Source organism: Martelella alba, from assembly GCF_006516955.1.
Lineage (GTDB): Bacteria > Pseudomonadota > Alphaproteobacteria > Rhizobiales > Rhizobiaceae > Martelella > Martelella alba.
In genome coordinates this window covers 1-24,563 of record NZ_VHLG01000017.1, presented here as the reverse complement: position 1 = coordinate 24,563, position 24,563 = coordinate 1, and the positions used below count along the sequence as shown (strand labels likewise).

Here is a 24,563-nt window from a genome sequence, read left to right as displayed (position 1 = left end):
TCAGCTTACCCGCCGGAAAGCATTTCCATGACACCGCGTGCCAGCAAGATAACGGACAGGATCAGCAGCATGGTCTGGATCACCCGCATATAGACCGTCTCCGGCAGGATCTTCGTCAGGGCGCGGCCGAAGAAAGTGCCGATAATGCCGGTTGCGGCAAGGCCTGCAATCAGCCACCAGTTCAGCCCATCGAGCTGGCCAATGGCATAATAGGCAGGCAGCTTGACCAGATTGCCGATGGCGAATGATATCGCCACCGTGCCGGCGAATTCCAGCTTCGGCAGCCGCTGCGGCAAAAGATAGGCCTGGGACGGCGGCGCACTGGAATGGGTGATGAAGCTGGCAATGCCTGTCAGCGTGCCCCAGAAGACCCCCGGCAGAATGCGAGCGTCATGTTTTTCCAGCTGCTTGCGCTTGAGCCAGGCACGGGCGCAGTACCAGACGCCGATCAACCCGGTGAAAATCAGCAACGCCCATTCCGGCGTATAGGGCGTGATCAGCGTGGCAATGGCGACGCCAAGCAGGATGGATGGCGTCAGAATGAGGACATTCCGCTTCGAAAAACTCTTGCGATAGAGATAGACCCCGATCCAGTCGGTGACGATATAGACCGGCAGCAGGATCGCCGCGGCCTTGACCGGGTTCATGTAAAGCGCCAGAAACGGCACTGAAATCGCCGCAGCCGAGGCCAGACCGCCTTTCGACATGCCAACGATCAGCGCTGCTGCGAGAAGAAGAATATCCTGTGTCACCTTCCGTCCTTCCGCCCGGGCGCCGCAGCATGGATGCGCAGCGGGATGTTTCGGCTCATCATGGGCCTGTCCTGTTCTTTTTACCTGTCCCTCCAAACTTGTCCTTTTTCGGGGAAATGGAACAGGCCGCTTCAGCAAAGCTGTTTTCGAAAATATCGAACAGCCGCCTTTCGATGTCTCAGCTGCGCGCCCCGCACCGCCACGGCTTGCCCCGGCGGTCACTTCATGCTTTGCTCCCGGTAACGTTACAGCCCGTCTGGGACATGCGGGTCTGAGGGAGGAAAATCATGAAAACCATCAAGGGTCCGGGGATATTTCTCGGCCAGTTCGCCAGCGATGAGGCGCCGTTTGACAGCTGGGACGGCATTACCAGATGGGCCGCTGACTGCGGCTATAAGGGCGTGCAGGTGCCGACATGGGCAAGCCAGCTGATCGATCTGGAAAAAGCCGCCGCATCGCAGGACTATTGCGATGAATTTGCCGGTTTGGCCCGCGAAAACGGGGTCGAAGTGACCGAGCTTTCCACCCATCTCCAGGGCCAGCTGGTGGCGGTGCACCCGGCCTATGACGAAGCCTTTGACGGCTTTGCCGCGCCGCAAGTACGCGGCAATCCGAAGGCGCGGCAGCAATGGGCGGTGGAGCAGGTCAAGCTGGCGCTGATGGCCTCGAAAAATCTCGGACTGACAGAACATGCCACCTTTTCCGGCGCGCTCGCCTGGCCGTTTCTCTATCCCTGGCCGCAGCGCCCGGCCGGCCTCATCGAAGCCGCCTTTGACGAGCTGGCGCGCCGCTGGCGGCCGATCCTCGATTTCGCCGAGGAAAACGGCGTCGATCTCTGCTACGAGATCCATCCCGGCGAAGACCTGCATGACGGGGCGACATTCGAGATGTTTCTCGACCGGCTCGGCCAGCACAGCCGCGCCAACATGCTATACGACCCATCGCATTACGTGCTGCAATGCCTTGATTATCTTGACAATATCGACATCTACAAAGATCGGATCAAGATGTTCCACGTCAAGGATGCCGAGTTCAATCCGACCGGGCGGCAGGGCGTCTATGGCGGTTATCAGTCCTGGATCGACAGGGCGGGCCGGTTCCGTTCGCTCGGCGACGGCCAGGTCGATTTCGCCGCAATCTTTTCCAAGATGGCCGCCAATGATTTCGACGGCTGGGCTGTGGTCGAGTGGGAATGCTGCCTGAAGCACCCCGAAGACGGCGCGCGCGAGGGGGCGGAATTCGTCAAACATCACATCATCCGCGTCACCGACAAGGCCTTTGACGATTTTGCCGGTTCCGGCTCGGATGATGCCGCCAACCGCCGCATGCTCGGACTTTGAGGGAGGCAATCATGACCATTGAAGCATCGAAACTTGCCACAGGCCGGCGCATCCGGCTCGGCATGGTGGGCGGTGGCGCCGACGCCTTTATCGGCGCCGTGCATCGCATGGCCGCCCGGCTGGACGACCACTTCACCCTTGTCGCAGGCGCGCTGTCATCGACACCTGAAAAGGCAATCGCCTCCGGCCAGGCCCTTGGCCTTGAACGGGTCTACGGCACATTTACGGAAATGGCTGAAGCCGAGGCCACCCGCGAAGACGGGATCGAGGCCGTGGCGATCGTCACGCCGAACCATATGCATTTTGCCCCGGCAAAGGCTTTCCTCGAAAAGGGCATCCATGTCATCTGCGACAAGCCGGTGACCGCGACGCTGGAGGAAGCCCGCACCCTGAAGGCCATAGCCGACAGGGCCGATGCGCTGTTTATCCTTACTCATAACTATACCGGCTACCCCATGGTGCGTCAGGCCCGCGCCATGGTGGCGGACGGGCTTCTCGGCCAGATCCGGCTGGTACAGGCCGAATATGCGCAGGACTGGCTCACCGAACCAGTAGAGCGGCAGGGATCGAAACAGGCCGAATGGCGCACCGATCCCAAACGCGCTGGCGCTGGCGGCGCGCTTGGCGATATCGGCACCCATGCCTTCAACCTTGCGACCTTCGTCTCGGGCCTGACGCTTGAAAGCCTTGCCGCCGATCTCGACCATTTCGGCGAAGGCCGGCTGCTCGACGACAATGCCCATGTGATGCTGCGCTTTGCCGAGAAAAACGGTGTCAGGGCCAAGGGCATGCTATGGGCAAGCCAGGTGGCGCCGGGCAATGAGAATGCGCTGACGCTGCGCATTTACGGCACCAAGGGCGGGCTTTCCTTCGATCAGGAGCATCCCAACCAGCTCTGGTACACGCCCTTTGGCGCGGAAAAGCGGTTGATCACCCGCAATGGTGCAGGCGCCAGGCCGCAGGCTGCACGGGTCTCGCGCGTGCCAGCCGGTCACCCGGAGGGATATCTCGAGGCTTTCGCCACGCTCTACAGCGAGGCAGCGCTTGCGATCACGGCCTTTAGAGACGGCAAGACCGCGCCTGAGGCCCTCTACCCGACCCTTGATGACGGGCTTTGCGGTCTCGCCTTTATCGATGCCTGCCTGCGCTCGGCAGCGGCAGACGGCGCCTGGACCAGTCCGGTCATCTGATTGCCGGGGCCTGCGGCAAAGCGGCAACGGCGGCAGACTATTTGCTGTAACGTTACAGTTTGTCCGTCCTGCCGCTGTACAGCCGCATCATTGTCGCCTAAAAGGGCGTCCAACCATGATCTGGCCCGGTCGCTGCAACCGGACCCGGTTCATGCCGGGTGCGAATGGGGTGTGCGCCGGAGCTGCAGCGTCGGCAGGGCTTGCCGCACGGATTTTGCGCTCCACTTTCCCCCAAAGCCACATGAGAGGCCTGTTTCTAACGTCCGAGACGGCCGAGTCGATAAGAAGGATAGCTGATAATGATTGATCCCAAGGTCCTTGCCGGACGCTTCCCGGACGACTTCCTCTTCGGGGTCGCAACCGCCTCCTACCAGATTGAGGGTGCCGCGCGCGAGGATGGTCGCAAGCCATCCATCTGGGATGCATTCTGCAACATGCCGGGCCGGGTCCATGGCCGCGATAATGGTGATGTTGCCTGCGATCACTACCACCGCCTGGACGAGGATCTCGACATGATCCGCGATCTCGGCATGGAGGCCTATCGCTTCTCGATCGCCTGGCCGCGCATCATTCCCGATGGCCGCGGCCCGGTCAACGAGGCCGGACTGGATTTTTACGACCGGCTGCTCGACGGCTGCAAGGCGCGCGGGCTCAAAACCTTCGCCACACTCTATCACTGGGACCTGCCGCTGACGCTTGCCGGTGACGGCGGCTGGACCGCCCGCTCGACAGCCTATGCCTATCAACGCTATGTCCAGACCGTGATGAAACGGCTTGGCGACCGTATCGACACCGCCGCCACCTTCAACGAACCCTGGTGCGTGGTCTGGCTCAGCCATCTTTACGGCATTCACGCGCCGGGCGAGTCCAATATGGATGCCGCACTTGCCGCCCTCCACACGGTCAATCTCGCCCATGGGCTCGGCGTCGAGGCGATCCGCACCGAGGCGCCCGACGTCAAGGCTGGCATCGTCTGCAATGCCACCGCCGTCGTTGCCGCCTCCGACAGCGCCGCCGATCAGGCCGCCTGGGAGCGCGCTTTCCAGTTCAATAATGGCGTCTTCTTCGATCCGATCTTCAAGGGCGAATATCCCGCTGATTTCATGGCCGCACTCGGCCATCGTATGCCGGAAATCGAAGATGGCGATCTGGCGCTGATTTCACAGAAGCTCGACTGGTGGGGGCTGAATTATTACACGCCGGAACGCGTTGCCGATGACCCGCGCGAAGGCGTTGAGTTTCCGGCGGTAAAGAAGATGCCCGCCGCCAATCAGGTTTTCACCGATATCGGCTGGGAGGTCTTCGCCCCGGCGCTCGGCGACCTTACCCGAACGCTTTATGCGCGCTACGATCTGCCTGAAGTCTACATCACCGAAAACGGCTCCTGCTACAATATGGAACCGGTTGATGGCGTGGTCGACGACCTGCCGCGCACGGAATACTTCTCCGACCATATTTCCGTCGTGGCTGATCTTGTCGAAGAAGGCATTCCGCTGAAGGGCTATTTCGCCTGGAGCCTGATGGACAATCTCGAATGGGCCGAGGGCTATAAGATGCGCTTTGGCATCGTCTTTGTCGACTACGAAACCCAGGAGCGTACGGTCAAGAATTCCGGCAAGTGGTATTCGGCCCTTGCCTCGCAATTCCGCAAGGAAAACAGCAAGGCCGCCTGAGCCTCGGGAAAATGGGCGTGGCTAGTTTGCCTTGCTAGGGCCGAAGCACACGTCCAGACAGGAAGAAGGCCGCGCGTCAGCGCGGCCTTTCTGTCGTTCCGCTACCGGCATCTTTTCTCATCACGTCAACCGGGCGTCTTTTGCTGACCCGCCCCTGTATAACGCCGTGATGGCCGGCAGAACCGTAGCGCGGCACTGGCGGCCGGCTTTTTGCCTGTGTTGGCAAACGGGTTTCGGGAGAATTGAACGCCCGTTCCGGCGGGCAAGCCCTTGGCTCGCTGGCTGTCGCGGCAGGCTCAACGCGGAGATTGACCTTCGGCCAGCGATTGATGGCATCCACCGCATCAAAATTGGAATAGCGTTCAAGCACAAAGCCGAACACTTCGCTGCATTCCCGGTAAAAGTTGCGCTCTTCTTCAGACGTGGCCCGGCTTCGCCGCTCCTCTGCCTCGGCAACCGCCCGCGTAATCTCAAACCGATCGACAATGCGCTCCTCAGCCGGAAAGTAACGACCGAACTCTGCGCGCTTGAGGTAATCCAGCGTGATATCCACTCCAAACGACGTGTATGGCATGATTTCCTCCCGAGAAAGCAAAAACATATCATTCACCTAATATATATTTTAATTACAAATACTTAAGTAACCATTCATAAACACCTCGCCGCCGCCCAGCCCGCAACGAAAACGCCCCCGCCACAGTTCGAACTGTAACGGGGGCGTCCATGATCAGAAGGCACAGTCAGCCGGGCTCAGCCCCGGGCCCGGGTCAGCCGATAAAGCCTTCGACCTTGACCGCCGTCACGCCATCGGCAGGCGGGGAGACGAGATCACCGGCAACCGGCTGCCCATCAACAACGAGCGAAACCGCATTGCCGGGACCCTTTCGGGTGACGGTGATATCGTAGGTCACGCCACGCCATGTCCGGCTGACGGAGAAACCGCTCCAGCGTTCCGGGATCACCGGGGCAACGCGCAACCCCTCATATTCCGGGCGAATGCCGAAAATGAACTGGGTGATGGCATAGTAATTCCAGGCGGCGGTGCCGGTGAGCCAGGAGTTTTTCGCCTCGCCGTGGCGTGTGGCATCACGTCCGGCAATCATCTGCGCATAGACATAGGGCTCCAGCCGGTGCGTATCGGAAATCGCCTCGCGCGCCGACGGGTTGATGCGGTTATAATAGTCGAAAGCCGCATCGCCATTGCCGAGCACGGTTTCGGCAATCATGACCCAGGGATTATTGTGGCAGAAGATGCCGGCATTTTCCTTGTAGCCCGGCGGATAGGTCGAGATCTCGCCATATTCGATATAGTATTTCGTGTAAGCGGGCTGCAGCACGACAATGCCATGCGGGGTCGCCAGATGTTTGGCAACCGAATCGAGCGCCTTGCGCGCCTTGCCGTCATCAACGCCAACGCCAGCCAGAACGCAGAAGCCCTGGCTTTCGATGAAGATCTTGCCTTCCTCATTCTCCTTCGAACCGATCTTGCGGCCGAAATCATCATAGGCGCGCACGAACCACTCGCCATCCCAGCCATGGGTGCGGATCGTGCCATCCATGTCGGCGGCCACCCTGGCATAACGATCCGCATCATCAGCCTTGCCGGTCTCGCGGGCGATATCGGAAAGTTCGCGGGCGGAGAGCACCATCAACCCGGCAATGAAAACGCTTTCGGCAACCTTGCCATCCTTGCTGGTGGTGGTCTGGAAGCTTTCACCGGGCGTATCGGAAAAGCAGTTGAGATTGAGGCAGTCATTCCAGTCAGCCCGGCCGATCAGCGGCAGGCCATGCGGACCGATCCGGTCCAGCGCATATTGCATGGCGCGGGTCAGATGAGCGTAAAGCGGCTCTTCCGTGCCGGGCTGATTGTCGAACACCACCGGTTCTTCAAGAATGGAAAAATCACCGGTTTCCTTCAGATAGGCGGCGACGCCGATGATCAGCCAGTGTGGATCGTCGTTGAAGTCACCGCCAATGTCATTATTGCCCTTCTTGGTCAGCGGCTGATACTGGTGATAGGCGCCACCGGAGGACAGCTGGGTCGCGGCGATATCGAGAATGCGTTCGCGCGCACGGGCCGGCACCATGTGGACGAAGCCGAGCAGATCCTGATTGCTGTCGCGGAAGCCCAGACCACGGCCGATGCCGCTTTCAAAGGATGAGGCCGAGCGGGACATGTTGAAGGTCGCCATGCACTGATAGGCGTTCCAGATATTGACCATGCGGTCGGCATGGATATCGGGCGATGACACCTGATAGACGCCGAGCAGGTCGTCCCAGTGCGTCTTCAGCGCAGAGAAAGCCGTCTCGACATTTTCGATCTGACGATATTTCTCGATCACCGGCGCCACGGTCTTCTTGTTGAGGCGCTGCGAACCCGGCGGGTCGAACTTCTCAGCCTTGTCATTTTCATGATAGCCGAGCACGAAGATCACCTGGCGGGTTTCGCCGGGCTGAAGCACCATCTTCACATGATGCGATCCCATCGGCGACCAGCCATGGGCAATCGAATCGCGCGACCGGCCCTCGGCAACGGCGACCGGCTTGTCCCAGCCGCGCCACGGACCGAGAAAATCCTCGCGGCTCGTATCAAAACCCGCAAGCTTTTCCGAGCAGGCAAAATAGGCAAAGTGATTGCGGCGCTCGCGATACTCGGTCTTGTGATAGATGACCTCGTCTTCCACCTCGACCTGCCCGGTGGACAGATTGCGCTGGAAATTGGTCATGTCGTCCAGCGCATCCCACAGGCAGAATTCAACGGAAGAGAACAGCGAGACATCGGCCGGCACCAGCCGTTCGTTGGTGACGGTCAACTGCCAGATTTCCAGCGTCTCGCCAAGCGGCACGAAATAGCGGTTGGAGACGCGGATGCCATTGCGCTTTGAGCCGATCGTTGAATAGCCCATGCCATGGCGGCAGCTGTAATCCTCGACCTCCGACTGGGTCGGCATCCAGGACGGCGACCAGAAGTCGGCCGTCTCATTATCGCGGACATAGACATAGCGGCCTGACATATCGAGCGGCACATTGTTGTAGCGCCCGCGGGTCAGACGACGGAGCCTGGCATCACGATAATAGGAATAGCCGCCGCCCGTGGCCGAGAGAATGCCGAAATAGCCTTCGCAACCGATATAGTTGACCCAGGGATAGGGTGTATCCGGCCGGGTGATCACATATTCACGGGCCGTGTCGTCGAAATAACCGTATTTCATGATGCAATCCTGTTCAGCGTGCCTGTCATTTAAAAATTCTGCGGCAGCGCGACAGCCTCCTCCCAAAAGCAGATCCCAGCCAAACGGGCACATATTCGCATCCCGTCTTGCACTGAGACCAAGGGCCAGACATGCGCAGGTTCAGCACATGGCATCAAACCCGGCATTGGCGGGCAGGTCGGCTCGCGTCCTCCTGCAAAGCCTGTTAACACAGAATCACCGACCTCAAAAGTGAAACGTTTTAGATTTTGTCCACCATCGCGTGTCGCACAATGCCTCTATTTTTGCGCATCGTAAATTTACATAATTTATCTTATTGTTTTTATTATATTAAATACTCGTATTGCTGCAACCTACGCATGCTCGATTTTTTCAAAGCGGTTTGAAAATAGCATCTGTAACGTTACCGTAAATTCTGTTTCATGCCCCATATATCGGCACCACGCCGCACGGTTGGCTCTGCGTTTGGCACTTTGCAGCACTGGCGCTGACGCAAGCGGGCCCAGGCATCACGCCCTTCCCCGCAACCGCAAGGCGGCAACAGCACAAAGACGCTGTTGCAAAAGCCACGCCTTTTGCCGGAAAGCACTGGCTGACAGGGCTTTGCCCTGCTTTCCCGATTGACAAGTCGCGCCGCCATGGTCCAGCTTCACTTCCAATTTCAAGCCTTGACCTTTTTCAGGACAGACAATGACGAGGGGACGTCTCCACATGAAGACCACGTTGAAGATCGCAACTTTTCTGACGGGAACGATGCTGGCCGGACAGGCCTTCAGCGCAGAAGTGCTGACGATCGCCAACTGGCTGCCGCCGACCCATGCGCTGGTTGCCGATGTGATGGTGCCCTATGCCAAGGAAATCGCCGAGGCGACTGATGGCCGCGTTACCGCCAATATCCTGCCGGCCCCGCTTGGGCCGCCGCCGGCGCAATACGACCTTGCGGTCAACGGCGTTGCCGATATTTCCTTCGGCGTGCAGGGCTACACGCCCGGCCGTTTCAAGACCACCAATCTGGCAGAGCTGCCCTTCTGGGGCGATACGGCAGAAGCCAATTCGGTCGCCTACTGGCGCACCTGGATCGACCTGCTGCAGAACGCGCATGAATATGACGACGTCCATGTTCTCGCCGTCTTCACCCATGGCCCCGGCCAGACCTTCATGACCAAGGGCGATCTCTCCAGCCTCGATACGCTGAAGGGCGCCAAGATCCGCGTCGGCGGCGGCATTGTCCATGAAATCGCCACCGCGCTCGGCGCCGTGCCGGTCGAAGGCCCGTCCTCGCAGACCTATGAGCTGATGTCGCAGGGCGTTGCCGATGGCATCATGTTCCCGTTTGAATCGGTCAACTTCTTCGGGCTTACCGATCTTGTCAGCCAGGCGCTGGTGGTGCCGGGCGGGCTTTACAACACCTCCTTCTTCATCGTCATGAACAAGGCCAAGTGGGAAAGCCTGTCGCCGGAAGATCAGGCGGCCATTGACAGTGTTTCGGGCGAGGCGCTTGCACGGCTTGCCGGCCAGGCCTGGGACAAGGTCGATGCTGAAGGCCGCGCCGCGATGGATGGCAAGGTCACCATCCATGATGCAACACCGGAGCAGATTGCCGAGATCACCACCATGGTGCAGCCGGTTGTCGATGCCAAGCTTGCCGAAATCGACGAGACCGGCATCTCCTCGGCCGAGGCGGTCCAGATGATGAAGAAGAATCTGGAAGAACTGCAGGCTCAATGAGCGATACCGAATCCTATAGTTTGCATGACAAGGCCGCGCATCCTCTGGTGCGCGGCATTCGCATTGTCCTCAGTCTTGTTGCCGGCATCCTGCTGATGGTGCTGATGATGCTTACCGTCAGTGATGTCATCGGCCGCTATATCTTCAACGCACCGATCACCGGCGCTTCGGAACTGTCCGAGCTGCTGCTGGTCTCGATCGTCTTTCTCGGCCTGCCGGCCGTCTGTCTCGATGGCGGTCATGTCACCGTCGATCTGGTGACGAAGGCGCTGCCCGCCCGCATCGAGGAGCCGCGCGTCTTTCTGACCGGCATCATCTCGGCGATCGTGCTTGGCGTCGTCTGCTGGCGGCTCTTTGCTTATGGCGACCAGGTGGCCAGCTATCTCGTCACCAACAGCCTGCGCATCCGTGTCGCCCCCTTCATCTGGTTCTGCGCCATCATGACCGGGCTTTCGGCCGCCATTACCCTTGTCATCGCGCTTGCCGCACTCAGGAGGCGCAAGCCATGATCGAATGGCCCGTCGGTATTGCCGTGCTGCTCGTGCTTTTGCTGAGCGGCGTGCCCATCGCCTTTGCCCTGACGCTGATCGGCGTTGTCGGCACGGCCTCCATCATCGGCTTCAAACCCTCCTTCGCTCTGCTTGGCTCGACCTTTTTCGACAATGGCCGCTCCTACACGCTGACGGTGATGCCGCTCTTCCTGCTGATGGGCAATTTCGTCGTCCAGTCCGGCATTGCCCGCGATCTCTACAGTTCCGCCCATGCCTGGCTGCGCCACCGGCGCGGCGGCCTGGCACTGGCAACGGTGGTCGCCTGCGGCGGCTTTTCCTCTGTCTGCGGCTCGTCACTGGCAACGGCTGCAACCATGTCGAAGATCGCCCTGCCCTCGATGCGCCGCTTCGGCTATCCCGACAGCCTTGCCACCGCCTCGATCGCTGCCGGCGGCACGCTCGGCATCCTGATCCCGCCTTCGGTCATCCTGGTTTTCTACGGCATCATGACCCAGCAGAATATCGGCAAGCTGTTCATTGCCGGCATCCTGCCCGGTGTGATCGGCATATTGTTCTACGCCATCGCCGTGATGATCTCGGTCCGCTTCACGGCAAAGGACCTGCCACGCGAGGAACGCCTGCCGCTGAAGGAGCGGCTTCTGGCGCTGAAGGGCACGGCCGGTGCCATCGCCCTGTTTATCTTTGTCATGGGCGGCATCTATCTCGGCGTCTTCACGCCGACGGAAAGTGCGGGCATGGGTGCCTTCGGCGCCTTCATTTTGGCTCTTGCGAGCAAGAAACTCACGCTCGCCTCGCTTGGCGATATTCTCTACGGCACCGCCAAAACCTCGGCGATGATGTTCTTCATCCTGTTCGGCGCCATGACCTTCACCAATTATGTCAATCTGTCGGGCATGACCAATGACATCCAGTCCGCCCTTGGCATTTTCGGCGACGGGCCGCTGCCGACCATCCTTGCCATACTGGTGATCTATCTGCTGCTCGGCTGCGTGCTGGAAGGCCTGTCGATGATCACGCTCACCGTGCCGATCTTCTACCCGATCGTCGCCGCGCAGGGTTTCGATCTGATCTGGTTCGGCATTTTCGTGGTCGTGATCACCGAGGTCAGCTACATCACGCCGCCGGTCGGCATGAACGCCTTCGTGCTCAACACCGTGGTGCGCGACGTCAGTCTGAGAACGATCTTTGCCGGTCTTCTGCCCTTCGTCGCCATGGATCTGCTGCGCATCGCGCTTCTGATCGCCATTCCCGGCATTGTACTGTTCATACCGTCGATGATGTGATCCCAGATTTCGCGGGTCAGGCCACCTGCCTGACCCAGGAAGGGAAGGGGTCGGTCAGCCCTTCATAATCACGCTCGTTGAAACCGGTGCCGGTATCGATCAGGCATTCATCCAGCGCCTGACGGATCGCGGCCTGATCCATGCCGGTGCCGATGAAAACAATCTCCTGACGCCGGTCGCCATAGGCCTCGTGCCAGCAATCCTCGATCATGCCGCGCAGTTCTGGATTATTCGGCCATCGGCTTTCCGGCACTGCCGCCCACCAGCGCCCGAGCGGGCCGGAGCGGACAATCGCACCGGCCAGCGAGAACTCACCAGCGAAATCCGGGCGCGTTGCCAGCCAGAAATGGCCCTTGGCGCGGATCAGCCCGGTAAAGCTGGTCTTGGTAAAGCGGTCGAACTTCTCCGGGTGAAACGGTGCGCGGGCGCGATAGACGAAGCTGGAAATGCCATACTCCTCGGTCTCCGGCACATGATCGGCAAAACCGTAGAGTTCCTTGGCCCAGAGCGGATGCTGGCTCGCCTTGTCTTCGCTGAAGAGACCCGTGTCGAGAAGCTCCTCCAGTGCAACTTCGGAAAAATCCGTCTCGATGATCTTCGCATCGGCGTTCAGCGCCCGCACCACCTTGACGACGTTTTCGCGTTCCTGCGGTGTCACATCGGAGATCTTGTTGACGACGACGACATCGGCAAATTCAATCTGCTCGACATGAAGATCGACCAGCGTGCGGTCATCACCTGAGCCCGCCACTTCACCGCGATCGCTCAGGAATTCATGGCCGCCATATTCACGCAGCAGGTTCACTGCATCCACCACCGTCACCATGGTATCGAGCCGGGCAAGATCGGAAAGGCTGCGCCCCATCTCGTCGCGAAAGGAAAAGGTGGCGGCGACCGGCAGCGGCTCGGCAATGCCGGTCCCCTCGATCAGCAGATAATCGAAGCGCTTTTCTTCCGACAGCCGCCGCACCTCGCTCAGGAGATCGTCGCGCAGCGTGCAGCAGATGCAGCCATTGGTCATCTCGACCATGGTCTCCTCGGTGCGCGACAGGTCGGCACCGCCCTGGCGCACCAGATCGGCATCGATATTCACCTCGCTCATGTCATTGACGATGACGGCGACCCGCCGGCCCTCGCGATTGTTGAGAATATGATTGAGCAAGGTCGTCTTGCCCGCGCCGAGAAAGCCCGAAAGCACAGTGACGGGCAGGCGCGGATCCTGATTTTTCTGCAACATGGCAGCCTCTTCCTGATGGGTTTCGCAACGGCAAGCAGCCCGATGGCGCGCTCCGCCGTGCAATTAAAATAACGTTATAACATTACATTTAGCGAAACAAACCATTCCCGGTCAAGCGCCTTGTTCGCCCTGATGTCACACAAGGCCACGCCGAACATGGTCAGTCATGATCTGCTGCTTTCTCCCTTCCGGCTTCCGAACGGCACCTGTTTTGTCTCAGACAGGCCATAGCGCCGGTGAAGCCCGGAATGGACCAGCGGGCCGGGCAAAATGCGGCCCCCTCCCGTCCAGGCTTGCCGGAAAGACCACCCGGCGGGCAGGCCCCCAGTGGGTCTCTTCCGCCTGCATCGCCACCACCTCGTCGCCCGGCTGGCGCGCGACCGGATCGCGCGTCCCGGCCGAAGCCAGCAGATGCGCCGTGCGTGCCAGTGACAGCCGCGCGGCACATCCCCTGCCATTCGCCCGTTTCCGAGCGAGCCCGCGCAGAACCGCTGCCGCCATCAGATAGCCCGTGCCATGATCGAGCACCTGCACCGGCAGTGCCACGGGCCTGTCCGCGCCGGTCATCCGCATGGCTTCCGCAGCCAGGCCCGTCGCCACCTGCAGCACGCTGTCAAAGCCGCGCCTTTCCCGCCATGGCCCTGTCCAGCCATAGGCTGACAGCGACACGTCGATGAGGCCGGGGTTGAGCACCCGCCGCCTCACCGCATCATAGCCCAGCCGGTCCAGCGCACCGGGCCGGTAGCCGTGGACCAGCACATGCGCCTCGCTGAGCAAATCTTCGAAAATCCGGCGGTCATCTATGCACTTCAGGTCCAGTCCGGCGCAGGTCTTGCCCAAAGTCACCTCGGCCTCCAGCCCCTCTTCATTCCAGTCCGGCGGGTCAATCCTGAGCACGCTGGCGCCGAAGCCGGCGAGAAACCGGGTTGCCACCGGCCCGGCAAGAACCCTCGTGAGATCCAGCACTTTCAACCCGGCGAGACTGCCGGAAAAGGCGGGCAACGGCACTTTGTCCGCAACGTCGAACTGCTCCCAGTGGATCAACGGTTCAGCCGCCACCGCCCGTCCCTGCGGATGGCCAGCCCAGTCATCAAGCCCGATCATGGCAGCGGCAACGCCACCTGCCGCGACAACGGCTTGCGCCAGTGCATCGGCCTTCCACACCGCAACCGCCTCTTCTACCGCCGCATGCGTCGCTTCAACGCCGAGAACCCCAAGGACTGCCGCCCGATGTGCCGGGGCATTGGTGTGCAGCCTTACCCAGCCATCACGGCATCGGTAATTCCCGGCAATCGGGTCCCATGCCTCAGGCAGCACCCAGCCATCGGGCTTCACGGTCATGCCGCACCATAGCTCCGCACGGCGCCGGTCGAGCGTGATCTGCCTTCCGCCGACGAGCAGGCCAAACGCCTGCATCGCCCCGGCCATGCTCGCAGCGGCAAGATCTGAGACATGAAAAACCGATGACAGCTGAAAATCGCCCGTCAGGCACACCGCGACCTGGGCAGCATCCGCCGGGCCGAGCCCCTTTTCGATCTCATCGCGAAAAAACTCCGCAGCATCACCTGTCATGCTCTTCCCCCAACGTCTCACCGCAAGGCTTTCACTTGTTCCAGCTTCCCCCCTTTTGATCAAGCTTCTGACCAAAGCTGGCCGGTGACAGAGAAATCCGGCGGATCAGCGCAAACCTATCCTGAGTGCCCACGCCAGTCCGGCAACGGCATCAACCACAAGAGAAAACCCCGGTGCTGCCGCCTTTCTGAGCGTGACCGGCATGACGCCCAGCGCCGATCGGGCAAGCTTTCGGATATGAGACCCGGCCTCACCGCATGCGGGCAATACTGAGCGCGATATGGGCGCGGCGCAGATGGCAGACAGACATGAGATCACCCGCTTCAAGGGCTGCAAGAATATCCGCCGTCTCGCGTGCATAAATGACGATCTCGCTTTTCAGGTCGATCCGGTCGGCGGTAACCGCCTGCAACCAGATCCGCGCCGTGCGGAAATAGAGCTGCTCGCTGATCTCCTTCAGCGGACGGTTACCGGAAAGTGCTGTCAGCGCGAGAAACATATCGCGATCAAGGGCGGCAAAGGCGCGCGGAGATGGATCATACTTCAGCGCCACGGCGCGATGATGAAGATCGGCAAAATCCGCGATCACCGATGGCGTGACCGCGACGGGATCCAGCCTGCCGATCAGGATGATCAGTTCGGTCCGCAACTGATAGACCTGATCGAGTTCATCCATATCCACATCGGTAACAAAGGTGCCGACACCATGAACCGAGCGCAGCAGGCCTTCATCTTCAAGCCGTGCCAGCGCGCGGCGCAGCGGCGTGCGCGATACGCCGAATTCCTCTGCCAGCTCAGCTTCGGAAAGCCGCATGCCGGGCGGGTAATCAAGCATCAATATCCGCTCATGCAGCGCATCATGGATCTGCTCGAAGCGGTCACGTCCGGAAAGGGCCGGCTCGCCGGTCACTGATTTGTCCATATGCCATCCAGCCTTTCGAACATGGTGAGGCAGCGGCTCAGTTGGTCAAGCGTGATGAACTCGTCCGGCTGATGCGCCTCGCTGATCGCCCCCGGACCGCAGACCACTGCGTCCATGCCGATCTCCTGATAAAACCCCGCCTCCGTGCCGAAGGAAACCAGATGCGCGTCCTCCTCGCCGGTCACAGCAAAGGCAAGGTCACGCGCAGCATTCTCCCGCTTCGGCAAAAGGGCCGCCGCCTCACCGATCACCGCCGTCGCAATGGCACTCTCAGGCGCCACCGCTCGCATCATCGGCAAAAGCCGATGCTGGCAATAGTCGGAAATGTCGTTCTTGACCAGCGCCATGTCCTCGGCAATCACCGGGCGCATCTCCCATTTCAACACGGCGCGCGGCGCAATCACATTATGCGACAGCCCGCCTTCGATACCGCCGATATTGAGCGTGGAGAAAGGTGGCAGAAAGCGCGATCCTTCCGGCACGCGATCGATCAGCCGGGTGCGAAGCTCAATCAGCCTTGCGATATAGCGGGCGGCATATTCAATCGCGTTGACGCCGAGCTCCGGCCGCGAGGAATGGCCCGACGTACCGGTGAAGGTCACGGTATATTCGCAGCACCCCTTATGCCCTTCAATCACCCGCATCCCTGTCGGCTCGCCGACAATGGCAAGGGCCGGGCGGATCGCCCGTTTCTCAAGCTCTTTGACCAGCGACCGCGCGCCAAGGCAGCCCACCTCTTCGTCATGGGTGAAGGCAAAATGGATCGGCCGGTCGCTGGCCATCCGGGCAAAGAGGTCCAGCCGCGCAAGGCAGGCGGCGATAAAACCCTTCATGTCGCATGTGCCGCGCCCGAAAAGCCTTCCCTCCCGCTCTGCAAGCGTGAAGGGATCACTGCTCCAGTTCTGATCGCGCACCGGCACGACATCGGTATGACCGGCCAGCATCAATCCGCCTTCCCGCTCTAGCCCGAGCGTTGCAAACAGATTGGCCTTCTGTCCGCTCTGATCCGTCATGATCTCGATGCGGGCGCCATGATCGGCAAGCCTTTCAGCGATATAGGCGATCGCCGGAAGATTGCTGTCGCAAGAGACGGTCGGGAAAGCAACGAGATCGGCAAGGATCGACCGGCAACGGGAAAGCGCCTCATCCATCGGCTAGTCCTTGACGAAAAGCTGGCGCGGTACCTTTGCCAACGCTTCTGCCGGGCCATCCTCGCGGATCAGGATGGTTTCGGTGGTTTCCATCCCCCAGTCCTCCATCCACAGCCCCGGCATGAAATGGAAGGTCATGCCCGGCTCCAGCAGCGTCTCGTCACTGGAGCGGATCGAGACGGTATGTTCGCCCCAGTCCGGCGGATAGGCAAGGCCGACCGCATAGCCGGCGCGATGCGGCCGTTCGATGCCGATCTTCCACAGCACCTTTTCCAGTGCCAGTGCCACGTCGCCCGCCCGATTGCCGGGACGCGCCGCCTCCATGCCAGCGGCAAGGCCTTCGGCAAGCGCGTCCGCCGCATCGCGCATGAATTGCGGCGGCGTGCCGAAATAGAGCGTGCGGCAGAGCGGCGCGTGATAGCGGCGAAAACATCCGGCCTGCTCGATGAAAGTCGCCTCGCCCTTTCTCAGGACATCGCCATTCCAGGTCAGATGCGGCGCCGAGGCATCGGCCCCTGACGGCAAGAGCGGCACGATTGCCGGATAGTCACCCCAGGCATCGCCGACACCCATTGTCGCCGTCTTCTGCAATTCGGCAACGAGATGGTTCTTGACCATGCCGGGCTCGGCGATCTCGACCGCGCGGGCAATCACCGCTTCGGAGATCGACGCCGCCTTGCGCATGAAGCCGATTTCTTCCGGCGATTTCACCAGCCGCTGCCAGTTAACGAGGCTCGAGGCATCGACAAAATCGGCCATTGGCAAACCTGCCATCAGCGCCAGATGCCCCTTGGCAGTATAATAATAATTGCCGGTCTCAACCCCGATCCGCGCCTTTTCAAAACCAAGCCCCGCCAGCTGCTCGGCCAGATCATCCATCGGATGACAATCGGTCGCCTGAATGTAGCGGTCAGGATAATAGAGCAGGTGATCCTCCGGCAGCGTGGTGGTGCGTTTGGCCCCGTTCACATCCATCAGACGTCCCCACCAGAAAGGCGCGCCGTCGCCGGTAATGATCACGCCCTGATCGACATAAAAGGACCAGCCATCATAGCCCGTCAGCCAGTTCATTGCCGTCGGCGCGGTGACAAAAAGACAGTCAAGTCCCTCCCGCGCCATCGCCGCCCTGACGAGGGCCAGGCGCCTTGCATATTCAGTCTTTGAGAAGGGCAGCGTGACCATGGACATGTCCACTCCTGTTGTGCACGACACTATAGATATCTTGCCAAAATGCACCAAAATGCGCGCTAAAAAGCCGATTTTACGCTTTGATACTTGACTTCAAACACTCTCATGATGTTGTTGTACACAACATAAGAGCCAATTGTCCCGGCCGTCAAGCGGCAGACAGGTGAAAGCGAAAAGGCCTGTCGGGCCGCCACGTAGAGAGGAGACCGCAGCCATGCTGACCAATGACCAGCTCGACCGGTTTGACCGCGAGAATTTCTTCCATCCCTCGACCCATCTCGCCCAGCATGCGCGCGGCGAAAGCCCGAGCCGGATCGTCACCGGCGGCAAGGGCGTCTTTATCGAGGATCGCGATGGCAACCGGCTGCTGGATGCCTTTGGCGGGCTTTATTGCGTCAATGTCGGCTACGGCCGCGAAACAATCATTGAAGCGATTGCCGAACAGGCAAGATCGCTCGCCTACTACCACGCCTATGCCGGCCACGGCACCGAAGCCTCGATCACGCTGGCCAAGATGGTCATGGACCGCGCGCCGTCGCACATGTCCAAGGTCTATTTCGGCCTGTCCGGTTCGGATGCCAATGAGACCAATATCAAGCTGGTCTGGTATTATAACAACATCCTCGGACGGCCGGAGAAGAAGAAGATCATTTCGCGCCGCCGCGGCTATCACGGTTCCGGGCTGATGACCGGCTCACTGACAGGTCTGCCGGGTTTCCAGCGCAAGTTCGACCTGCCGCTCGATCGGGTGTTCCACACGGAAGCGCCCTATTTCTTCCGTCGTGCCGACCTTTCCATGGGCGAGGCGGATTTCGTCGCCCATTGCGTCGCGGAGCTGGAAGCACTGATCGCGCGGGAGGGTGCCGACACAATCGCCGCCTTCATCGGCGAGCCGGTGCTTGGCACTGGCGGCATCGTGCCGCCGCCTCAAGGCTACTGGCCGGCAATTTCCGCCGTGCTGCAAAAATACGATATCCTGCTGATCGCCGATGAGGTGGTTACCGGATTCGGCCGGCTCGGCACCATGTTCGGCTCTGATCATTACGGCCTCAAACCCGATCTGATCACCATTGCCAAGGGACTGACGTCTGCCTATGCGCCGCTGTCCGGCACGATCGTTTCCGACATGGTCTGGGAGGTTCTGGAAAAAGGCACCGACGAGAATGGCCCGATCGGTCATGGCTGGACCTATTCCGCCCACCCGATCGGGGCGGCTGCCGGTGTCGCCAATCTGAAGCTGATCGATGAACTCGGCCTTGTCGACAATGCCCGCGAGACCGGCGCCTATTTCCGCGCCGCCATGCGCGATGCACTGGGCGACCACCCCCATATCGGCGATATTCGCGGCGAAGGCATGCTGCTTGCCGTGGAATGCGTGAAGGAGCGCGCCAACCGCAGCTTCTTCGATGCCGAGGAAAAAATCGGCTACAAGCTGGCCGCAGCGCTTCTGTCCAGGGGTGTGATCGCACGCGCCATGCCGGAAGGCGATATTCTTGGCTACGCCCCGCCGCTCTGCCTGACACGTGAGGAGGCCGATCAGATTGTCGATGCCACCAGAGAAGCGGTGATCTCGGTTCTCGGATCGTAACTTTAAACCGGCATAAACACAGACAAAAGGCCGGACGGCGGGCATCCTCCGGGGTCAGATTGCTGACAAAGCCTAGCTCCTTCTCTAACGTCACGCCTGTGCTTATCACAGGCATCCAGCCGACGCGCGTCCGCGCGGCGAAAGACTCTGCTTATTCAAATCCTTAAGAGCATGGATCCCCGTGACAAGCACGGGGATGACGACGGAGGCGATGGCTATTCCACCTCAAACAGATAAGCTGAATGGCTTTATCAGCAAGCTGAAGGCCGGACGGCGGGCACCGTCCGGCCTTTTTTATAGATCATTTCGCCTCAGTGATTGATCACCCGCCACAGAAATCGCACTGCGGCGTGAAGGGCCAGAAGTCCAAGCCCCATAAGGATCGCGAGACGGCTGACTGGAACAAACATGCTGTTTTGAAGCATATCAACCGTATCGACATAATCAAAGAAGCAGACATTGATGGTCCAGGCCGCAAGGCCGACGACCACAAGCACCAGGCCTGCCATTTTCATTGCCCGATCTCCCTTTGCCACATGCTGGGTTAATGAGACCGGTCTTCGAACCGGAGGCTCGCCTCCGAAGAAGGATGCGAAGAACCGAAGGACACCCTAAAGGACATCCGTTACGGACGTCCTAACCGGCTTTTGTGGCAATTTTGAAACCTTGAATTATGACAGGTTCACTTTTTCTGTGGTCGGCTTAGGGAAGCTCTATGGCAATGTCGCTGACCTCAGGCGCTGTCTTGATCAGGCCATTTTCAACCATGAAGTCGCCAAAACGCTGGTAGCGCCCCGCGTCAAGCGCTGCTGGCCGTTTGGCAAAGCGGGCAATGCTGTCCATGAAAGCCTGATGATTGAGAGCGTCATCGAGATCCGGATAGGCTTTGGCAAAAAGCTGCCAGGCGGCATCCGGGTGATTGGTGATGTAGATCACCGCCTGCTCGACGGCATCGAGAAAGCGCGGCAGCCGGTCATCGGAAAGCATGTCCCGGCGGGTCACATAGATCAGCTCGTCATAGGCCGGAACGCCATTTTCCTCAGGATAGAAAGCCTTGCCGTCCGCGCCGTCCAGCTTCATCTGGGTCAGCTCGAAATTCCGGAACGCGCCGATCGTCGCATCGACCTGACCGGACATCAACGACTGGGTCAGGGCGAAGTTGACATTGACCAGCGTGATATCATCCCGCGTCAGCCCGGCATCCTTCAGCATGGTCGCAACCAGCGCGTCCTCGATACCGGCAACCGAAAAGCCGATCTTTTTGCCTTTCAGATCGGCAAGTGTCTTCACCGGCCCGTCGGCAAGGGTCATCAGCGTGTTGAGCGGCGTGGAAACAAGCGTGCCAAAGCGGACGATATCGACGCCGGCATCATGATCAAGATAGAGGTTCGGCTGGTAATGAATGCCGATATCGGCCTTGCCCGATGCCACCATGCGCGGAACCATGGAAGGATCAGATGGCGGTACCAGCGTGACGTCGAGGCCTTCCTTTTCGAAAAGCCCGAGGCTTTGCGCCACGACCATGGGGGCGTGATCGGGATTGACGAACCATTCCAGCATCACCGTCAGCTTGTCATTGGCTGAGGCCAGGCCCGGAAGGGCAAGGCTCAAGGCCGCAGCCAGGAAGAATTTACGCAGCATATCAGGGTCTCCAGAGTGCGTGCCAGGGGGGCATGCCGCCTTCAGGCGGTAGCCGCCCAGCGTGTGAAAAGAGGGGCGGCAAGATCCACCGCCTTGCGAAACATGACGGCTTCGGCCGCCAGAATGAGCATCGCCGCAAAGACCATATCGGTTTGCATGCGGGCATTGGCCTGCACCATGACGAAGCCGAGCCCGCCAGCCGCCCCCACCCATTCACCGACAACGGCGCCGAGCGGGGCGAGCGGAGCGGCTATCCTGAGGCCGGAGAAAAGTGCCGGCACGGCAAGCGGCAGACGGATGAAGAACAGAAGGGAAAACCCTTCCGCGCCATCCAGCCTTGCCGCACGGATGACATTGAGATCCGTGCGCATCAGCCCGTCGGCAAAGGAAGATGCCACGGGAAAGAAGACGATAATCGCCGTCATCACCACTTTTGAAGAAAGGCCGAAACCGAACCAGAGCACCAGCATCGGCGCGATGACGAAAACGGGAAAGGACTGCAGCACGACGAAGACCGGCCAGACCAGCCGCCCGAAACGCGGCCAGGCGACGACCATGAGCGCCGTTGCCGCGCCAAAGCCAACGCCTGCGACAAAGCCGGCCAGGATCTCGCGCAGGGTGATCAGCGCTGCGGCAAAGAGCGTCTGATGGGCACTGAAAAGCTTGTCCGTCACCGCAAGAGGCGGCGGCAGGATATAGGGCGGCGGCGCGAGGAAAAAGACAGCCATCTGCCAGACAAGCAGCACCAGAATGGCGGCGCGCAGGCCGAGATAAAAAACGTCAAGGGTTGATTTCAGCACGTCGCTTCCCCGGCATGACAACCGGGCGCCCGCGATATCGCGCAGCAGGACGGAGACGGGCTCCGTTCAGGCGGCCAGGCGATATTGTGACAGCGATGCAGCGCGCGGCAGGTGATGAAGGAACACCACCCTGACAAACCGGCCGAAGGCCGATGTCAGGCGATGCGCCTGACCGGTAAACCGACGCGCAAAATGAGCCAGATTTTCTGATGGCAATGGCCAAGATGAAACTCCGTTCCTACGCCGGCATGACCCGGATCAGGTTCAAGGGTTCGGCTCATGGCCATCTCAGCGCCTCAAAGGACACACCCCTCGGATCGCCCATCTATGCCCAAATCCGACCGTGCGGTCAAGGGCCGCTCAAAGACCGGCCAAGGACCGGCCAAGGACCGGTAAAGAACAGACTTACGAATCACACCGGCGCCGGAACAGCTGGCGCGCAGGCGTTTCAGCCTGATGACAAAGCGCAGTTGGTCAAAATAATTGCGTCCAATCAAACCCGCGGTATTACAAGATATAAATCGCATCAAGAATTGATCGGATGCCCGCTTGCCGTCCTATTGCTGCCACTATAGAAGACAGACAAAAAGGGGCGACTGAACAACAACAACATCTCACCGACCGTATCCCGTTTCTCAGGGGCTTCGGCAAATACGGAGGAGAATAAAAATGCTGATTGCCATCGTTATCGTGGCTGCGCTTTTCGGTTTGCTCTTCGGTTTCGACCAGGGCGTTATTTCCGGCGCACTTCCCTTCATCAAGCAGACCTTCACGATTACACCCTTCATGGAAGGCGTGGTAACCTCGGCAGTGCCGCTGGGGGCGGTTGCCGGGACCATCATCGCCATGGTCACCACCGACCGTTACGGCCGCAAGCCGATGCTGGTTCTGGGTGCGGTGATCTTCCTGGTCGGCTCGATCATTTCCGCACTGGCCTTCAACCAGTATTTCCTGACCCTCACCCGCCTTCTGATCGGCATCGGCATCGGCGCATCGGCCATGACCGCACCGATGTTTCTGGCGGAAGTGGCACCGGCCCGCATTCGCGGCACGATCGTTGCCGCCTTCCAGCTGATGATCACCATCGGCATCATGGTCTCCTATATGAGCAATGCCGCCTTCGGCCAGTCGGGTGACTGGCGCTGGATGATCGGCGTTGGCGTCTTCCCGTCAGTCATCGCGCTGATCGGTATCCTGATGTCGCCGGAAACGCCACGCTGGCTGACGCTGAATTCCAATGCCGACAAGGCCCGCGACATCATCACCAAGCTGCAGCCCGATGCCAGCAAGGCCGATGTCGACCGGATCATCAACGAAATCAAGGAATCAGCGCATGACGAAGAGGCAAAGCCCGCCTGGAGCTCCTTCCTGAAAAAGGGCATCCTGCCGGTTACCAGCTTTGCCATGATCGTCTTCGTGCTGCAGCAGCTTTCGGGCATCAATGCGATCATCTATTACGCGCCCGAGATCTTCAAACATGCCGGCTTTTCCGGCACCACGACCCAGCTTCTGGCAACCGTCGGTATCGGCGTCATCAATGTCCTGCTGACCGTGGTTGCCATGTATCTGGTGGAATCGATCGGCCGCCGCAAGCTTTTGATCATCGGCTTCATCGGTACGGCCTGCTCTATGGCGATCGTCACCGGTGCCACGATCATCGATATTCCGGCAACGCCCTATATCGCGACCTTCGGCATCTTCGCCTTCATCGCCTTTTTCGCTGTCAGCCTCGGCCCGTTGCCCTGGCTCTATATGGCGGAACTGTTCCCGCTTCGGCTGCGCCCGCGCGGCATGGCGCTCGCCTCGGTCTCAAACTGGTTCTTCAATTTCATTGTCGCACTGCTGTTCCCCGTCCTGTTGAACGAGGTCGGCATTGTCGGCACCTTCGCCATCTTCACCGCCTGCTGCGTGTTCGGCATTTTCTATGCCATCGCCGTGGCACCGGAAACCAAGGGCGTAACCCTGGAAGAACTGGAACAGCGTACGGTCGGCCTCTGAGCCACCGCGAGCTGACACTGCTTTCAAAGCCGCCGGATCACCTCCGGCGGCTTTTTGCTTGCGCCGGTAACAGCCGATCATGGAACCCGAAGCAGTGCACATGCGTTGATGCGGCAGAACAAACACCAAAGAGAGGTTCTTCCCATGATCATCAAGCGCGCGCTTGCCGCCCTTCTCGTCTCCGGCTGTGCCCTTTCGGCAGCTGCCTGTACCTCCACCCAGCAGGGCGCAGCCATTGGCGGCGGCGGAGCAGCGGCAACCACCCTGCTGCTTGGCGGCTCTACCGGCCAGGCCGTCGCCGCAGGTGCGGTGGGTGCTGCAGCCGGTGCACTGATCGGGCACGCAAATGACCGGGGCAAGAACCAGTGCTATTACCGTGACCGCAATGGCGGAAAATATGTCGCGGCCTGCCCCTCCGGCTACTGATCACGGCACGCTCCAGCAAAACAGCAAAGCCCCGGGCGCCCCGCCCGGGGCTTTTCATATCTCGATATGCAGGCATCAGCGCTGCGCCAAAGGCCTTTCAGCGCCGGGACTAAATGATCGCAACGAGAGAAAAAGCCGCGAAAAGAAACCCATGCTTTGGGTTGGCAGGTGGCGAAGCGCAAATAAAAATGATGCAGGTGAGAAGACTCGAACCGAAACCCGCGCTTTGGGTTGGCGGGCGGCAAAGCGCAAATAAATATGGTGCCGCTGATAGGAATCAATAAATCGCAATTTATCAAATATATTCAATGACATTGATGGACCACGCTGCCAAATTACCGCTCTTTTCG

At 60.0% G+C, this 24,563-nt stretch carries 21 protein-coding genes and 1 riboswitch; of the genes, 9 read left to right on the top strand and 12 right to left on the bottom strand.

All coding sequences use genetic code 11. The features are described 5' to 3' along the window. Positions 1-5: 5 nt before the first annotated feature. Complete coding sequence (locus FJU08_RS19880) at positions 6-752, bottom strand: sulfite exporter TauE/SafE family protein (protein ID WP_141150802.1); 747 nt, start codon at positions 750-752, stop codon at positions 6-8. A gap of 287 nt (positions 753-1,039) precedes the next feature. Between FJU08_RS19880 and FJU08_RS19875 the strand changes: the two genes are divergently transcribed. The 3 genes from FJU08_RS19875 (at position 1,040) to FJU08_RS19865 (ending at position 4,955) form a co-directional block, all read left to right on the top strand. After that, on the top strand, positions 1,040-2,092 hold the full coding sequence (locus FJU08_RS19875) for a sugar phosphate isomerase/epimerase family protein (RefSeq protein WP_141150801.1): 1,053 nt from the start codon (positions 1,040-1,042) through the stop codon (positions 2,090-2,092). A gap of 11 nt (positions 2,093-2,103) precedes the next feature. Further along, entirely contained in the window at positions 2,104-3,282 is a 1,179-nt protein-coding gene (locus FJU08_RS19870) for a Gfo/Idh/MocA family protein (RefSeq protein WP_141150800.1), read from the top strand. A gap of 299 nt (positions 3,283-3,581) precedes the next feature. Then, positions 3,582-4,955 (top strand): GH1 family beta-glucosidase, encoded by a 1,374-nt coding sequence (locus tag FJU08_RS19865; RefSeq protein WP_141150799.1) that lies wholly within the window; start codon positions 3,582-3,584, stop codon positions 4,953-4,955. A gap of 76 nt (positions 4,956-5,031) precedes the next feature. On the opposite strand, the gene FJU08_RS19860 is transcribed toward FJU08_RS19865, so the two are convergent. Both FJU08_RS19860 and FJU08_RS19855 read right to left on the bottom strand, forming a co-directional pair. Beyond that, the gene (locus FJU08_RS19860) at positions 5,032-5,529 is read right to left on the bottom strand and encodes a hypothetical protein (RefSeq protein ID WP_141150798.1); all 498 of its coding nucleotides are present in this window, start codon (positions 5,527-5,529) and stop codon (positions 5,032-5,034) included. Between the two features lie 193 nt (positions 5,530-5,722). Continuing rightward, positions 5,723-8,167, bottom strand: coding sequence for a glycoside hydrolase family 94 protein (locus FJU08_RS19855; protein ID WP_141150797.1), 2,445 nt, complete (start codon positions 8,165-8,167; stop codon positions 5,723-5,725). 690 nt (positions 8,168-8,857) lie between these two features. On the opposite strand from FJU08_RS19855, the gene FJU08_RS19850 reads away from it, so the two are divergent. Genes FJU08_RS19850 through FJU08_RS19840 form a run of 3 tightly spaced genes read left to right on the top strand, consistent with a single transcriptional unit; the run spans position 8,858 to position 11,690 of the window. Further along, complete coding sequence (locus FJU08_RS19850) at positions 8,858-9,895, top strand: TRAP transporter substrate-binding protein (RefSeq protein ID WP_235890861.1); 1,038 nt, start codon at positions 8,858-8,860, stop codon at positions 9,893-9,895. Beyond that, complete coding sequence (locus FJU08_RS19845; protein ID WP_141150796.1) at positions 9,892-10,404, top strand: TRAP transporter small permease; 513 nt, start codon at positions 9,892-9,894, stop codon at positions 10,402-10,404. The genes FJU08_RS19850 and FJU08_RS19845 overlap by 4 nt, the downstream gene beginning before the upstream one ends. After that, positions 10,401-11,690 (top strand): TRAP transporter large permease, encoded by a 1,290-nt coding sequence (locus tag FJU08_RS19840; protein ID WP_141150795.1) that lies wholly within the window; start codon positions 10,401-10,403, stop codon positions 11,688-11,690. The genes FJU08_RS19845 and FJU08_RS19840 overlap by 4 nt, the downstream gene beginning before the upstream one ends. Positions 11,691-11,706: 16 nt before the next feature. Here FJU08_RS19840 and FJU08_RS19835 read toward each other — a convergent pair whose 3' ends face one another. From FJU08_RS19835 to FJU08_RS19815, 5 genes are all read right to left on the bottom strand, one after another. Continuing rightward, positions 11,707-12,927 carry a GTP-binding protein gene (locus tag FJU08_RS19835; protein WP_141150794.1) on the bottom strand — a complete coding sequence of 407 codons (1,221 nt, stop codon included), beginning with the start codon at positions 12,925-12,927 and terminating at the stop codon, positions 11,707-11,709. A gap of 216 nt (positions 12,928-13,143) precedes the next feature. Further along, positions 13,144-14,499, bottom strand: coding sequence for a CoA transferase (locus FJU08_RS19830; protein WP_141150793.1), 1,356 nt, complete (start codon positions 14,497-14,499; stop codon positions 13,144-13,146). A 250-nt stretch (positions 14,500-14,749) separates the two neighbouring features. Beyond that, positions 14,750-15,421 (bottom strand): GntR family transcriptional regulator, encoded by a 672-nt coding sequence (locus FJU08_RS19825; RefSeq protein WP_181409950.1) that lies wholly within the window; start codon positions 15,419-15,421, stop codon positions 14,750-14,752. Further along, entirely contained in the window at positions 15,406-16,572 is a 1,167-nt protein-coding gene (gene argE / locus FJU08_RS19820) for an acetylornithine deacetylase (RefSeq protein WP_141150792.1), read from the bottom strand. Before argE ends, FJU08_RS19825 begins: the two co-directional genes overlap by 16 nt. Before the next feature lie 3 nt (positions 16,573-16,575). Beyond that, a complete protein-coding gene (locus tag FJU08_RS19815) occupies positions 16,576-17,760 on the bottom strand; it encodes a M24 family metallopeptidase (protein WP_141150791.1) in 1,185 nt (394 codons plus the stop codon). 214 nt (positions 17,761-17,974) lie between these two features. On the opposite strand from FJU08_RS19815, the gene FJU08_RS19810 reads away from it, so the two are divergent. Continuing rightward, positions 17,975-19,348 (top strand): aspartate aminotransferase family protein, encoded by a 1,374-nt coding sequence (locus FJU08_RS19810; RefSeq protein ID WP_141150790.1) that lies wholly within the window; start codon positions 17,975-17,977, stop codon positions 19,346-19,348. 311 nt (positions 19,349-19,659) lie between these two features. Here the strand turns inward: FJU08_RS19810 and FJU08_RS19805 are convergent, their stop codons facing one another. The 3 genes from FJU08_RS19805 to FJU08_RS19795 all read right to left on the bottom strand — a co-directional run bounded on the left by FJU08_RS19805 (position 19,660) and on the right by FJU08_RS19795 (position 21,717). Then, positions 19,660-19,863 (bottom strand): DUF3955 domain-containing protein, encoded by a 204-nt coding sequence (locus FJU08_RS19805; RefSeq protein ID WP_141150789.1) that lies wholly within the window; start codon positions 19,861-19,863, stop codon positions 19,660-19,662. A gap of 187 nt (positions 19,864-20,050) precedes the next feature. Further along, the gene (locus FJU08_RS19800; protein ID WP_141150788.1) at positions 20,051-20,989 is read right to left on the bottom strand and encodes an ABC transporter substrate-binding protein; all 939 of its coding nucleotides are present in this window, start codon (positions 20,987-20,989) and stop codon (positions 20,051-20,053) included. Positions 20,990-21,030: 41 nt separating this feature from the next. Then, positions 21,031-21,717 carry an ABC transporter permease gene (locus FJU08_RS19795; RefSeq protein ID WP_141150859.1) on the bottom strand — a complete coding sequence of 229 codons (687 nt, stop codon included), beginning with the start codon at positions 21,715-21,717 and terminating at the stop codon, positions 21,031-21,033. A 290-nt stretch (positions 21,718-22,007) separates the two neighbouring features. After that, positions 22,008-22,112: riboswitch (TPP riboswitch) on the bottom strand. A 328-nt stretch (positions 22,113-22,440) separates the two neighbouring features. Here FJU08_RS19795 and FJU08_RS19790 point away from each other — a divergent pair. Both FJU08_RS19790 and FJU08_RS19785 read left to right on the top strand, forming a co-directional pair. Then, positions 22,441-23,787: a sugar porter family MFS transporter gene (locus FJU08_RS19790; RefSeq protein WP_328592427.1), complete on the top strand. Its 1,347-nt coding sequence runs from the start codon at positions 22,441-22,443 to the stop codon at positions 23,785-23,787. A 144-nt stretch (positions 23,788-23,931) separates the two neighbouring features. Beyond that, positions 23,932-24,213 carry a hypothetical protein gene (locus tag FJU08_RS19785; RefSeq protein WP_141150786.1) on the top strand — a complete coding sequence of 94 codons (282 nt, stop codon included), beginning with the start codon at positions 23,932-23,934 and terminating at the stop codon, positions 24,211-24,213. Positions 24,214-24,288: 75 nt separating this feature from the next. Here the strand turns inward: FJU08_RS19785 and FJU08_RS22980 are convergent. Next, positions 24,289-24,563 (bottom strand): hypothetical protein (locus tag FJU08_RS22980; protein WP_210245280.1); only part of this gene is annotated, 275 nt, incomplete at its 5' end.